The organism is Streptomyces solicamelliae, from assembly GCF_045348655.1.
In the GTDB taxonomy this organism is placed as follows: domain Bacteria; phylum Actinomycetota; class Actinomycetes; order Streptomycetales; family Streptomycetaceae; genus Streptomyces; species Streptomyces solicamelliae.
This window is the reverse complement of the sequence record NZ_CP160404.1, coordinates 2,705,401-2,718,637: the sequence shown is the minus strand read 5'-3', so window position 1 is coordinate 2,718,637 and position 13,237 is coordinate 2,705,401. Positions and strand designations below refer to the sequence as shown.

Genomic DNA, 13,237 nt, shown 5'->3' with positions numbered 1-13,237 from the left:
CCCCATGAGAATGGCCGACAAGGGCCCGGAACTCTTTCATCCCGGCATAGCGTCGACCGCGACCGGACACCCCGCGTCGCGGCGTTGTGCCCTTTCTTTCACCTACGTCACGCAACGGCGCGCGACAGGAGCCAGAGGACATGCAGACCAAGCTGGACGAAGCCAAGGCCGAGCTGCTCGCACGGGCCGCCCGGGTAGCTGAGAACAGCCCGGTCGGGGGGCGACTTCCGACGGGCCCGGAGGGCGGGGAGCGCCCGGACCGGGACGCCCTGTTCGAGTACCTCCAGCGCTACTACCTGCACACCGCCCCAGAGGATCTGCAGGGCCGCGAACCGGTGGACGTCTACGGCGCCGCGATGTCGCACGCGCGGCTGGCCGAGAACCGCCCCCAGGGCACCGCGAACGTCCGGGTGCAGACCCCCACGCAGGACGAGAACGGCTGGACGTCCAGCCACTCCGTGGTCGAGGTCGTCACCGACGACATGCCGTTCCTGGTCGACTCCGTCACCAACGAGCTGTCCCGCGTCGGCCGCGGCATCCACGTGGTGATCCACCCGCAGATCGTCGTCCGCCGCGATGTCACCGGCAGGCTCATCGAGGTGCTCACCACCGAGGCCAAGGGCGAGCTCCCGCACGACGCGGTCACCGAGTCCTGGATCCACGTCGAGATCGACCGCGAGACCGACCGCGCCGACCTCAAGCAGATCACCTCCGACCTGCTGCGCGTCCTGTCCGACGTCCGCGAGACCGTCGAGGACTGGGAGAAGATGCGCGACGCCGCGCTGCGCATCGCCGAGGGCCTCCCCGAGGAGCCGGTCGCCGACGACCTGCGCCCCACCGAGGTGGAGGAGGCCCGCGAGCTGCTCCGCTGGCTCTCCGCCGACCACTTCACCTTCCTCGGCTACCGCGAGTACGAGCTGGTCAACGGCGACGCCCTGACGGCCGTCCCCGGCACCGGCCTCGGCATCCTGCGCTCCGACCCGCACCACAGCGGCGACGACCACCACGCCCACCCGGTCTCGCAGTCCTTCAGCCGGCTGCCCGCCGACGCCCGCGCCAAGGCGCGCGAGCACAAGCTGCTGATCCTGACGAAGGCCAACAGCCGGGCGACCGTGCACCGGCCCTCGTACCTCGACTACATCGGCGTCAAGAAGTTCGACGCGCAGGGCAACGTCGTCGGGGAGCGCCGCTTCCTCGGCCTGTTCTCCTCGGCCGCGTACACCGAGTCCGTCCGCCGCGTCCCGGTCATCAGCCGCAAGGTCGCCGAGGTCCTCGCGGGCGCCGGCTTCTCGCCGAACAGCCACGACGGCCGCGACCTGCTGCAGATCCTGGAGACCTACCCGCGCGACGAGCTCTTCCAGACCCCGGTCGACGAGCTGCGCTCCATCGTCACCTCCGTCCTGTACCTGCAGGAACGCCGCCGGCTGCGGCTCTACCTGCGCCAGGAGGAGTACGGCCGCTTCTACTCGGCCCTCGTCTACCTGCCGCGCGACCGGTTCAACACCACGGTCCGCGAGAAGCTGACGGACATCCTCAAGGAGGAGCTCGACGGCACCAGCGTCGACTTCACCCTGATGAGCACCGAGTCGGTGCTGACCCGGCTGCACTTCGTCGTGCGCGTCGCGCCCGGCACCGAGCTCACCCACCTGTCCGACGCCGACAAGGAGCGCATCGAGGCCCGGCTCGCCGACGCCGCCCGCTCCTGGGCCGACGGCTTCGGCGAGGCGCTGAACGCCGAGTTCGGCGAGGAGCGCGCCGCCGAACTGCTGCGCAGCTACGGCAACGCCTTCTCCGAGGGCTACAAGGCCGACCACTCGCCGCGCGCCGCCGTCGCCGACCTGGTCCACCTGGAGCAGCTCAAGAGCAGCGGCCAGGAGTTCTCGCTCTCGCTGTACGAGCCCGTGGGCAGCGGCCCCGGCGAGCGCCGCTTCAAGATCTACAAGTCCGGACCGCAGGTCTCCCTCTCCGCCGTCCTGCCGGTGCTCAACCGGCTCGGCGTCGAGGTCGTCGACGAGCGCCCGTACGAGCTGCGCTGCGCCGACCGCACCCACGCCTGGGTGTACGACTTCGGTCTGCGGATGCCCACCGCCAACGGCGACTACCTGGGCGAGGACGCCCGCGAGCGGTTCCAGGAGGCGTTCGCCGCGACCTGGACCGGCGAGGCCGAGAACGACGGCTTCAACGCGCTGGTGCTCTCCGCCGGGCTCGGCTGGCGCGAGGCGCTGGTGCTGCGCGCCTACGCCAAGTACCTGCGCCAGGCCGGCTCGACGTTCAGCCAGGACTACATGGAGGACACGCTCCGCAACAACGTCCACACCACCCGGCTCCTGGTCTCGCTGTTCGAGGCCCGGATGTCGCCGGAGCGCCAGCGGGCCGGCACCGAGCTGATCGACGGCCTCATGGAGGAGCTGGACGGCGCGCTGGACCAGGTCGCCTCCCTCGACGAGGACCGCATCCTGCGCGCCTTCCTCACCCTGATCAAGGCCACGCTGCGGACCAACTTCTTCCAGAAGGGCGCCGACGGCACCCCGCACTCCTACGTGTCGATGAAGTTCGACCCGCAGGCCATCCCGGACCTGCCGGCCCCGCGCCCGGCGTTCGAGATCTGGGTGTACTCGCCGCGCGTCGAGGGCGTGCACCTGCGCTTCGGCAAGGTCGCCCGCGGTGGCCTGCGCTGGTCCGACCGCCGTGAGGACTTCCGTACCGAGATCCTCGGCCTGGTCAAGGCGCAGATGGTGAAGAACACCGTCATCGTGCCGGTCGGCGCCAAGGGCGGTTTCGTCGCCAAGCAGCTCCCGGACCCGTCCGTGGACCGGGACGCCTGGCTGGCCGAGGGCGTCGCCTCGTACAAGACCTTCATCTCGGCGCTGCTCGACATCACCGACAACCTCGTCGGCGGCGAGGTCGTGCCGCCGGCCGACGTCGTCCGCCACGACGAGGACGACACGTACCTCGTCGTCGCCGCCGACAAGGGCACCGCCACCTTCTCCGACATCGCCAACGGCGTCGCCGAGGAGTACGGCTTCTGGCTCGGCGACGCGTTCGCCTCCGGCGGCTCGGCCGGCTACGACCACAAGGGCATGGGCATCACCGCCCGCGGCGCGTGGGAGTCCGTCAAGCGGCACTTCCGCGAGCTGGGCCACGACACCCAGACCGAGGACTTCACGGTCGTCGGCGTCGGCGACATGTCCGGCGACGTGTTCGGCAACGGCATGCTGCTCTCCGAGCACATCCGCCTGGTCGCCGCCTTCGACCACCGGCACATCTTCATCGACCCGAACCCGGACGCGGCCACCTCGTACGCCGAGCGCCGCCGCCTGTTCGACCTGCCGCGCAGCTCCTGGGCCGACTACGACACCGACCTGCTGTCCGCGGGAGGCGGCATCCACCCGCGCACGGCCAAGTCGATCCCGGTCAACGCGCACATGCGGGCCGCCCTCGGCATCGAGGAGGGGGTCACCAAGATGACCCCCGCCGAGCTGATGAAGACGATCCTGCAGTCGCCGGTCGACCTGCTGTGGAACGGCGGCATCGGCACGTACGTGAAGTCCTCCGCCGAGTCCAACGCCGACGTCGGCGACAAGGCCAACGACGCCATCCGCGTCGACGGCCAGGACGTGCGCGCCAAGGTCATCGGCGAGGGCGGCAACCTCGGCGCGACCCAGCTGGGCCGCATCGAGTTCGCCCGCACCGGCGGACCCGTGGGCGAGGGCGGCAAGGTCAACACCGACGCGATCGACAACAGCGCCGGCGTCGACACCTCCGACCACGAGGTCAACATCAAGATCCTGCTCAACGGGCTGGTCGCCGAGGGCGACATGACCGTCAAGCAGCGCAACAAGATCCTCGCGGAGATGACCGACGAGGTCGGCTCGCTGGTGCTGCGGAACAACTACGCGCAGAACACCGCGCTCGCCAACGCGATCGCCCAGTCGCCGTCCCTGCTCCACGCCCACCAGCGCTTCATGCGCCGCCTGGGCCGCGACGGGGCGCTGGACCGCGCGCTGGAGTTCCTGCCCAACGACCGGCAGATCCGCGAGCTGCTCAACACCTCCCGGGGTCTGAGCCAGCCGGAGCTCGCCGTGCTGCTCGCCTACACCAAGATCACGGTGGCGGACGAGCTGATCGGCACCGACCTGCCCGACGACCCGTACCTGCGGGGTCTGCTGCACGCGTACTTCCCGACGCAGCTGCGCGAGAAGTTCGCCGAGGCGGTCGACAACCACCCGCTGCGCCGCGAGATCGTCACCACGGTCCTGGTCAACGACACCGTCAACAGCGGTGGTTCGACCTTCCTGCACCGCCTCCGCGAGGAGACCGGCGCGTCGCTCGAGGAGATCGTCCGCGCGCAGGCGGCCGCCCGCGCCATCTTCCGGCTCGGTGAGGTCTGGGACGCGGTCGAGGCCCTCGACAACAAGGTGCCGGCCGACGTGCAGACCCGGATGCGGCTGCACTCGCGGCGGCTCGTCGAGCGCGGCACGCGCTGGCTGCTCGGCAACCGGCCGCAGCCGCTGGAGCTGGCCGAGACGATCGCGTTCTTCTCCGAGCGGGTCGAGCAGGTCTGGGCGAAGCTGCCGCAGCTGCTGCGCGGCTCGGACCTGGAGTGGTACCAGTCGATCCTCGACGAGCTGACCGCGGTGGGCGTGCCGGAGGAACTGGCGCTGCGGGTCGCGGGCTTCTCGTCCGCCTTCCCGACGCTCGACGTGGTCGCCACCGCGGACCGCACCGACAAGGACCCGCTGGCGGTCGCCGAGGTCTACTACGACCTGGCCGACCGGCTGCGGATCACCGAGCTGATGGACCGGATCATCGAGCTGCCGCGCAACGACCGCTGGCAGTCGATGGCCCGCGCCTCGATCCGCGAGGACCTGTTCGCCGCGCACGCCGCGCTCACCGCGGACGTGCTGGGCGCCGGGAACGGCACCTCCACGCCGGAGGAGCGGTTCAAGGCGTGGGAGCAGAACAACGCGGCGCTGCTGGGCCGGGCGCGGAGCACGCTGGAGGAGATCCAGGGCTCGGACGACTTCGACCTGGCGAACCTGTCGGTGGCGATGCGGACCATCCGCACGCTGCTGCGCACGCACGGCTAGCCGACGGCTCGACGAAGGGGCGCCCCCGCCGGATCTCTCCGGCGGGGGCGCCCCTCGTCGTCCGCCGCTCAACCCCTCGGCTCGCCGACCGACGTCCGCCACAGGGCCCGGCAGGCCAGGAACCCGGCGGCGAGCAGCAGCCCGTTGCGGGCGACCATGACGGCGAGCCCGGCCGGGGTGCCGGAGAGGACGTCCTCGTACAGCACGGGGTACGCGAGCGCGCTCAGCGCGGTCGCGGGCAGGAGCAGCAGCGCCGCCGGGCGCATCACGGTCTCCCGGCAGGTCAGGCAGACGGCGGCGAGGCCGAGCAGCCAGATCATGTACTGGGGGCTGATCACCCGGCTGGTCAGGGTGAACAGCAGCACCGCGGCGAAGGCCGCGTCCAGCGGGGTCGCCGCGGTCCAGCGGCGGGCCCGCACCCGCCAGACGACCAGCCAGCAGCAGGCGGCCAGCGTGGCGAGCAGTGCGAGCACCTCGACGTACGAGATGTGCGGGCCGACGTACTCGAACGCGCCGTAGCGGTACTGGATCCGGCCCGGCCAGAGCCCGGCGGCGCGGGCCAGGGCGAGCGCGGTGCCGCCGAGCGACTCGATCTGGATGCCGCGGGCGCCCTGCTGGAGCAGGAAGTCCAGGGAGTGCCGGAACAGCACGCCCAGGGTGATCAGCAGCGCGACCGCGGTGGAGCAGGCGGCCGTCCACGCCTCCCGGGTGGAGCGGCCGCGGGGCGTTCCGATGAGGGTGAGCGCCGGCCACACCTTGATCATCGCGCCGAGGCCGGCGAGCGTGCCGCCGAGCGCGGGCCGGGAGCGCAGCGCGAGGACGGCGAGCACGGCGACCGCGGTGGTCTGGACGTCGTACCGGGCGAGCGGGATGTGCAGCAGCAGCGGCAGCCCGCAGACCCACATCCAGGCGCCGTGCGTGACGCGGGCGCTGTCGGCGCGGGCGAGGGCCAGGGCGACGACGGCGTCGGCGAGCAGGGTGAGGCCGACGAAGGCCTGGAAGTACGTGAACCAGGGCAGCGCGGCGGGGGAGCCGATGACGAGGGCGGCGCCGGGCGGGTACTGCCAGGTGGGGTCGTCGGGCGGGAAGGTGCCGTGGGCGAGCCGGTCGTACCAGAACCGGTAGAGCACGTGCACCTCGCGGCCGACGCCGCCGATGCCGAGGCTGTCCCGCCACAGCAGCACCAGCATGCCGAGCCGGGTGAGGACCCAGACGGAGGCGAGCGCGATGTGGGGCGTGTGGCTGGTGGCGACGTAGGACGCGGCGGTGAACGTCTCCGACTCGAACGGCGAGCGGGTCAGGGAGGGCGGCGGGGCGGTGGTACGGCCGGTGGCCCCGGTCGCCTCCTCGGCACCGTCTCCGGACCGGAACCCGCCGCTTCCGCCGGACCTGCCGCGTCCGACGGACCTGCCGCGTCCGACGGCCCGGCGGGCGCGGCGCAGGGCGTTGGTGCGGCGGGTGGGAGCGCGGGCGTCCGTGGGAGCGGGCGGTGCGGCGGCGTCCGGCGGGGCGGCGGCGAGTGCGCCGGCTTCCGCCGGGCCGGGGGCGGTCGCGCGCGCGCCGATCCGGCCTGCGTGCGTCGCGTGGGTATCCATGGCGTCGGCCGGGCGTTCGTCGGCACCTGGGGCGGCAGGAGGGGGCGCGCCCGCGCGCGTCAGGCCTGGGCCCGTCGTGCGCGCGTCGAGCCGGCCCGTCGTCGTCGCGTGGGTGTCCGGCCGGGAGGTGGTCTCGTCGGGGGGCGGTTCGGGCGGGGCGGGGGTGTGATCGTTCGTCATCAACGCCGCACTCTAGTCCGGTTCGCCCTTTAACTCCCGGTCTTTGCCGTCCGGCTCCCGCGCTCGGCCGCCTTCTTGGTGAACTCCTCGTACGCCCCGACCACCTCCGCCGCCGGTCCGTCCATCCGCAGCGTGCCCGCCTCCAGCCAGAGCGCGCGGTCGCAGGTCCGGGTGATCGTCGCGTTGCTGTGGCTGACCAGGAACACCGTGCCCGCCTCCGCGCGCAGCTCGTCGATCCGCTCCTGGCTGCGGGCCCGGAACCTCGCGTCGCCGGTCGACAGCGCCTCGTCGATCAGCAGCACGTCGTGCGACCTGGCGGCGGCGATCGAGAAGCGCAGCCGCGCGCCCATCCCGGAGGAGTACGTGCGCATGGGGCGGGAGACGGCATCGTCCTTCTCGTTGATCCCGGAGAAGTCCACGATCTCCTGGTAGCGGGCCGTGATCTCGGCGCGGCTCATCCCCATCGCCAGGCCGCCGAGGATCACGTTCCGCTCGCCCGTCAGGTCGTTCATCAGGGCCGCGTTCACGCCGAGGAGGGCGGGCCGGCCCTGGGTGTAGACATGGCCCCGGTTCACCGGGAGCAGCCCGGCGACCGCCTTGAGCAGCGTCGACTTGCCGGAGCCGTTCGAGCCGATCAGGCCGATCGCCTCGCCCCGGTACGCGGCGAAGCTCACGCCTCTGACCGCGTGGACCTGGCGAGCGGTGGGGCTCTGGCGGCGCGACACGAGGCGGCGCAGGGCCGCTGCGGCGCCTGCCTTCGGCGCCCGCCCGCCCTGGACGGTGTACGTGACGTGCGCGTCGTCCACGACGACGGTCGGGGTGCGTTCGGTGAGGTCCTGCCGGTCCTCGATGTCAGCCACGGCCGTACGTCTCCTCTCCCTGCCAGAACCAGACGAAGCCGCCCACGAAGGCGAGCACGGCCCAGCCGGCGGCCAGGGCCCAGGCGTACGGCGGCAGCTGCGCCGCGGTGAAGCTGTCCACCAGGGCGTACCGCACGAGGTCGATGTACAGCGCAGCCGGGTTGGCCTGCAGCGCGGTGACGGCCGCGTCCGGGAGCCGGCCCGCCCCGGCGAGGTGGTGCAGCGACCACATGACACCCGACGCGTACATCCAGGTCCGCAGGACGAACGGCATCAGCTGCGAGACGTCCGGGGTGCGGGCGGCGAGCCGGGCCATCACGAGCGCGAGCCCGGTGTTGAACAGCGCCTGCAGGGCCAGCGCCGGGACGGCGAGCAGCCAGGTCGGGTCGGGGAACTCGCCGAAGCAGCACAGGATGACGGCCAGCGCGCCCAGCGAGAAGGCCAGTTGCTGGAGCTGCTGGAGCGCGAGCGCCACGGGGAGGCTCGCGCGGGGGAAGTGCAGGGCGCGGACCAGCCCCAGGTTCCCGCTGATCGCGCGGGTGCCGGCGAGCACCGACTGGGCGGTGAAGGTCCAGACGAAGACGCCGGTGAGGAGGAACGGCACGTAGTCCGGGACGCCGTGCCGGACGTCCATGATCACGCCGAAGACGACGTAGTACACGGCCGCGTTGAGCAGCGGCGTCATCAGCTGCCACAGCTGGCCCAGCCTCGCCTGGCTGTACTGCGCGGTCAGCCGCGCGGTCGCGAACGCGGCGATGAAGTGCCGGCGCGACCAGAGCTGCCGGACGTACGCGGGCAGGCCCGGCCGCGCGCCGCTCACGGTCAGTCCGTGGCGCAGGGCGAGGGCGCGCAGGTCCCCGGGCGTCGGCGGCGCCTGCGGCGGGGTGTCGAGGAGGAGGGTCACGGGCTCGCTTTCGCTCGGAGGCGAGGACGACGGCGGCGATGGCGGCGACGTACGGCACACGGCACGGAGCGGCGCATCGACGGCGTTGCGACGGAACGGGTCCGTATCGTCGTGACGTGAGCGTAGGCCCCATGACGTCGGAACGCAACCGTCTCGTCGTGACGTGGTCGTGGCATCATCCTGTGCATGACCACACCTCCCGGCTCCGGAGCCTCCCGCCGCACCCCCGCCGGCGCGGCCGTGCTGCGCGAGGACGTCACCGACGCGATCCGCGCCGCCGTCTTCGAGGAACTGGCCGCCGTCGGCTTCGCCCGGATGTCGATCGAGGGCATCGCGCGCCGCGCGGGCGTGGGCAAGACCGCCGTCTACCGGCGCTGGAAGTCCAAGCTGTCCCTCGTCCTCGACCTCGTCGGCGCGGTCGCCGTCCAGGGCCTGCCCGCACCCCGGACCGGCTCGCTCCACGGTGACGTGCGCGCCCTCCTGGAGGTTGCCGCGCATGCCCTGCGGCACCCGGTGGCCTCGCAGGTCATCCCGGACCTGCTGGTGGAGGCGCACCGGAACCCCGAGATCGCCGACGCCGTCAAGGCCGCGCTGCTCGACGCCCAGCAGGGCGTGGTCGCCCAGATCGTGCGCGAGGCCGTCGCCCGCGGGGAGCTGCCCGAGGGCGCGGACCCGGACCGCGCCCTGGACCTGGTGGTCGGACCGCTGTACTGGCGGCTGGTCGTCGTGCGCGGCGAGCTGCCGGCCGGGTACCTGGACGACCTCACGCGCAGCGCGGTGGCGGCGCTCACGGCGTAGTACGCGCTCACGGCGAAGTGGGCGCGCTCATGGCGCAGCCGCGTACGGCAGACGCCGCTACTTCACCGCACCCGCCATCACGCCCGACACGAACTGCCGCTGGAACGCGAAGAACACCACCAGCGGGATCACCATCGACACGAACGCGCCCGGCGCGAGCACGTCGATGTTGTTGCCGAACTGCCGGACCTGCTGCTGCAGCGCCACCGTGATCGGCGGCGACTCCGAGTCCGCGAAGATCAGCGCGACCAGCATGTCGTTCCAGACCCACAGGAACTGGAAGATGCCGAGCGAGGCGATCGCCGGGCCGCCCAGCGGCAGGACCACCCGGGTGAACAGCCGCACCTCGCCCGCCCCGTCGAGCCGCGCCGCCTCGAGGAGTTCGCGCGGGATCTCCGCGAAGAAGTTGCGCAGCAGGAAGATCGCGAACGGCAGGCCGAAGGCGGTGTGGAAGAGCACCACCCCGAACGTCGTCTCGAAGATGCCGAGCGTGCCGAACAGTTCGGACACCGGGACCAGCGCCACCTGCACCGGCACCACCAGCAGCGCCACCACCGCCAGGAACCACCAGTCGCGGCCGGGGAAGTCCAGCCAGGCGAAGGCGTACCCGGCGAGCGAGCCGATCACCACGACGAGGACGGTGGCCGGAACGGTGATCAGGACGGTGGAGAGGAGGGAGTCGGTGATCGTGTCGTTCGCCAGCAGGTTCGCGTAGTTCTCGGCCGTCAGCTGCGCGGGCGCGGTGAACACCTCCCACCAGCCGCTCGCCGCGATGTCCGCGGGATCGCGCAGCGAGGACAGCAGCAGACCGATCGTCGGCATCAGCCAGAACAGACCGACGAGGACGAGGAACACCCGCATCCCGCCACCCGCGACCCGCCCCGCGACGCGTGTACCGAGCCCGCGCACCGGCGCCCCTCCTTCCGTGCCGCTCATCGGCGCCCCTCCCGTCGCATCCTCCGGACGTTGCCGTGTTCTCCCGGGGGGCGGCCCCCGGACCCCCAGCAGAGCGCGCGGGGTTCGCCTGCCGTGGCCTTCACCGGCGGCCTTCCCTTCGCATGCGCCTGATGTTGAACGCCATCACCGGCAGCACGAGCAGCAGCAGAAGGACGGCGATCGCGCTGCCCACGCCCAGGTCCGCGTCCGTGCCGAAGGACGAGCGGTACAGCTGGAGGGCCAGGACGTTCGCGTCGTCCTGCGCCGAGCCGGGCGCGATGATGAACACCAGGTCGAAGACCTTCAGCACGTTGATCATCAGCGTCACCAGGACCACCGCGAGCACCGGCGCCAGCAGCGGCACCGTCACCCGCCGGAAGACCTGCCACTCGTTCGCCCCGTCGACCCGCGCCGCCTCGAGCAGTTCGCGCGGTACCGCGGCGAGCCCCGCCGCGATCAGCACCATCGCGAAGCCCGCCCACATCCACACGTAGCTGCCGATGACGGCGGGCGTGACCAGCGAGGGTCCCAGCCACTGCACGCCGTTGTACTGCTCCCGGAAGTTGCTCTCCGGCAGCCGCAGCAGCGCCCCCTCGGCCGCCGCCGGCAGGCGGAACGAGCCGTCCGCCCCAGCCGTCGCCGAGGCGACGACCCTGCCGTCCTTCACCGCCTCCACGCGCAGTCCCTTGAGCCCGAGTTCCTTCGGGTCAACGACATTGGGTCTGCCGCCGCCCCCGCGGGTGAAGTCCAGCCACGCGGTGCCGGTGATCGCGCCGTCGCCGGCAGGCCGCGTCGCAGGCCGGGCGTCCTTCGGCATCTGCGCGGGCGCCACGCCGACGAGCGGGAGCAGGGCCGGCTCGCCCGCGCGGACCGGGGTCTTCGTCACGTACCCGCCGTCGCCCGTCGCCTTCAGCGGATGGACGGGCAGCGGGCGCGCCTTCGGGAAGACCGAGGACTCCGCGAACGTGTCGTGCACGCCCACCCAGACCGCGTTGGCGACCCCGCGGTCCGGGTCCTGCTCGTACACCAGCCGGAAGATGATGCCCGCGGCGAGCATCGAGATGGCCATGGGCATGAAGACGACCAGCTTGAACGCCGTTCCCCAGCGCACCCGTTCGGTGAGCACCGCGAAGATCAGGCCGAGCACGGTGGCGACCGCCGGGGCGAACACCACCCAGATCGCGTTGTTCTTCACGGCGGTCAGGATCGTGTCGTCCGTGAACAGCTCGGCGTAGTTGGCGAGTCCGGCGAAGGAGTCCCCGGACTTGTCGAAGAACGAACGCCGGACCGAGTACCCGATCGGGTAGACCACGAGCGCACCCAGCAGGACCAGCGCGGGGAGCAGGAAGCCCGCCGCGACGGCCCTGCGGGTGCCGGTCACGCTTGCGCGTATGCCGGTCACGCGGCTCAGCTCTTGTACGCCTTGGCCGCGTCGGCCTCCAGGCGTGCCTGGGTCCCCGCGACGTCCTTCGGGTTCTTCAGGAAGTCCTGCAGCGCCTTCCACTCGCCCTTCCCGGGCGTGCCGCCGAACGACTGCGGCATCTGGTCCGACATGTCGAAGCGGAAGTCGTCGCCGGAGGCGATCAGCGCCTTGGCGATGGTGCGCAGCACGTCGTTCGGGTACGCGGCCGGGTCCAGCGCCTTGTTGGGGGAGAGGAAGCCGCCCTGCGCCGCCCAGATCCTCGCCGCGTCCGGCGAGGCGAGGAAGGTCAGCAGCGCCTGCGCGCCCTTGGTGTCCTTCAGCGCCACCGCCGCGTCGCCGCCGGTCACCACCGGGGCCGGGCCGGAGCCCACCGCCGGGAACGGGAACACCTTCGCGTCCGTACCGACCTTCGCCTGCGTCTGGCCGATGTTGACGGCCACGAAGTCGCCCTCGAAGACCATCGCGGCCTTCGGCTGGTCGCCGCCGGTGAAGGTCTGCGTCACGGAGACCGGGAACTCGGTCTGCAGCGCGCCCGCCGCGCCGCCCGCGAGCAGCTGAGGCTTGCCGAACAGCTCGCCGAGGGTCGTGAGGGCTTGGGCGACGGACGGGTCGGTCCATTTGATCTCGTGCTTGGCCAGCTGGTCGTACTTCTGCGGGCCCGCCTGGGAGAGGTAGACGTTCTCGAACCAGTCGGTGAGCGTCCAGCCGTCCGCGCCGCCGACCGACACCGGGGTGACGCCGGACGCGGAGATGGTCTCGGCGGTGGCCAGGAAGTCCTTCCAGGTCTTCGGCTCACTCGCGCCCGCGTTCTCGAAGGCGGCGCTGTTGTACCAGATCAGGGACTTGTTGGCGGCCTTGAAGTAGACCCCGTACGGGGTGCCGCCGACGGCGCCGAGGTCCTGCCAGCCCTTGCTGTAGTTCTTGGCGAGCTGGGCCTTGGCGTCCGCGCCGAGCGGCTTGATCCACTTCTGCGCGGCGGCCTGCTGGATCGCGCCGACCTGCGGAAGCATCGCGACGTCCGGCGGGCTGCCGCCGGCGATCTTCGTACCGAGGAAGTTGACGATCGGGTCCTGCGCCGGGACGAACGTGACCTCCGCGCCGGTCCTTCTCTCGAACTCGTCCAGGACCTTGGTGAAGTTCTCCTGCTCGGGACCCGTCCAGACGGCCGCGACCTCGATCTTCTCTCCCTTCAGGGAGGGTAAGGAGAGGGTGGAGGCCCCTGGGGACTCCTTGCTTTCCGGCTCCTTCTTCCCGCCGTCGCCGCCGCAGCCGGCGAGGCCGAGGGCGGCGGCGGTGGTGAGGGCGGTGATCGTCAGTGCGGCCTTGCGTGTACGAAGAGTTGTACGCATTTCTGCCCCGTCTCTTTCGTGCGCGAGCGCGTCCCGTGCCGACAGGTCTACGCCGGGGGCACGGGGCTCGCAATACCGCTGTCGGGGTCGAACAGGGGATCG

8 protein-coding genes are annotated in these 13,237 nt (G+C 71.9%); 2 read left to right on the top strand and 6 right to left on the bottom strand.

Translation table 11 applies throughout. The annotated features are described in order from the left end of the window. Positions 1 to 140: 140 nt before the first annotated feature. Positions 141 to 5,090, top strand: a complete 4,950-nt coding sequence (locus tag ABZO31_RS12505) for an NAD-glutamate dehydrogenase (protein ID WP_406861231.1) — start codon at positions 141 to 143, stop codon at positions 5,088 to 5,090. Positions 5,091 to 5,158: 68 nt separating this feature from the next. On the opposite strand, the gene ABZO31_RS12500 is transcribed toward ABZO31_RS12505, so the two are convergent. The 3 genes from ABZO31_RS12500 to ABZO31_RS12490 are packed head-to-tail and all read right to left on the bottom strand — an operon-like array spanning position 5,159 to position 8,629. After that, complete coding sequence (locus tag ABZO31_RS12500; protein WP_406861230.1) at positions 5,159 to 6,865, bottom strand: glycosyltransferase 87 family protein; 1,707 nt, start codon at positions 6,863 to 6,865, stop codon at positions 5,159 to 5,161. 29 nt (positions 6,866 to 6,894) lie between these two features. Then, positions 6,895 to 7,716 (bottom strand): ABC transporter ATP-binding protein, encoded by an 822-nt coding sequence (locus ABZO31_RS12495; protein WP_406865329.1) that lies wholly within the window; start codon positions 7,714 to 7,716, stop codon positions 6,895 to 6,897. Position 7,717: 1 nt separating this feature from the next. Continuing rightward, positions 7,718 to 8,629, bottom strand: coding sequence for an ABC transporter permease (locus ABZO31_RS12490; protein ID WP_406861229.1), 912 nt, complete (start codon positions 8,627 to 8,629; stop codon positions 7,718 to 7,720). 186 nt (positions 8,630 to 8,815) lie between these two features. Here ABZO31_RS12490 and ABZO31_RS12485 point away from each other — a divergent pair, with 186 nt between their 5' ends. Beyond that, a complete protein-coding gene (locus ABZO31_RS12485) occupies positions 8,816 to 9,427 on the top strand; it encodes a TetR/AcrR family transcriptional regulator (protein WP_406861228.1) in 612 nt (203 codons plus the stop codon). A 57-nt stretch (positions 9,428 to 9,484) separates the two neighbouring features. Here the strand turns inward: ABZO31_RS12485 and ABZO31_RS12480 are convergent, their stop codons facing one another. The 3 genes from ABZO31_RS12480 to ABZO31_RS12470 all read right to left on the bottom strand — a co-directional run bounded on the left by ABZO31_RS12480 (position 9,485) and on the right by ABZO31_RS12470 (position 13,135). After that, complete coding sequence (locus ABZO31_RS12480) at positions 9,485 to 10,363, bottom strand: carbohydrate ABC transporter permease (protein WP_406861227.1); 879 nt, start codon at positions 10,361 to 10,363, stop codon at positions 9,485 to 9,487. A gap of 100 nt (positions 10,364 to 10,463) precedes the next feature. Then, a complete protein-coding gene (locus ABZO31_RS12475) occupies positions 10,464 to 11,774 on the bottom strand; it encodes a carbohydrate ABC transporter permease (protein ID WP_406865328.1) in 1,311 nt (436 codons plus the stop codon). Then, positions 11,771 to 13,135 carry an ABC transporter substrate-binding protein gene (locus ABZO31_RS12470; protein ID WP_406861226.1) on the bottom strand — a complete coding sequence of 455 codons (1,365 nt, stop codon included), beginning with the start codon at positions 13,133 to 13,135 and terminating at the stop codon, positions 11,771 to 11,773. The genes ABZO31_RS12475 and ABZO31_RS12470 overlap by 4 nt, the downstream gene beginning before the upstream one ends. Positions 13,136 to 13,237: the final 102 nt, after the last annotated feature.

Excerpts from the sequence above, each read along its gene's own strand:
- ABZO31_RS12470 (WP_406861226.1), bottom strand. The coding sequence starts at position 13,135 with ATGCGTACAACTCTTCGTACACGCAAGGCCGCACTGACGATCACCGCC.
- ABZO31_RS12505 (WP_406861231.1), top strand. The coding sequence starts at position 141 with ATGCAGACCAAGCTGGACGAAGCCAAGGCCGAGCTGCTCGCACGGGCC.
- ABZO31_RS12500 (WP_406861230.1), bottom strand. The coding sequence starts at position 6,865 with ATGACGAACGATCACACCCCCGCCCCGCCCGAACCGCCCCCCGACGAG.
- ABZO31_RS12480 (WP_406861227.1), bottom strand. The coding sequence starts at position 10,363 with ATGAGCGGCACGGAAGGAGGGGCGCCGGTGCGCGGGCTCGGTACACGC.
- ABZO31_RS12485 (WP_406861228.1), top strand. The coding sequence starts at position 8,816 with ATGACCACACCTCCCGGCTCCGGAGCCTCCCGCCGCACCCCCGCCGGC.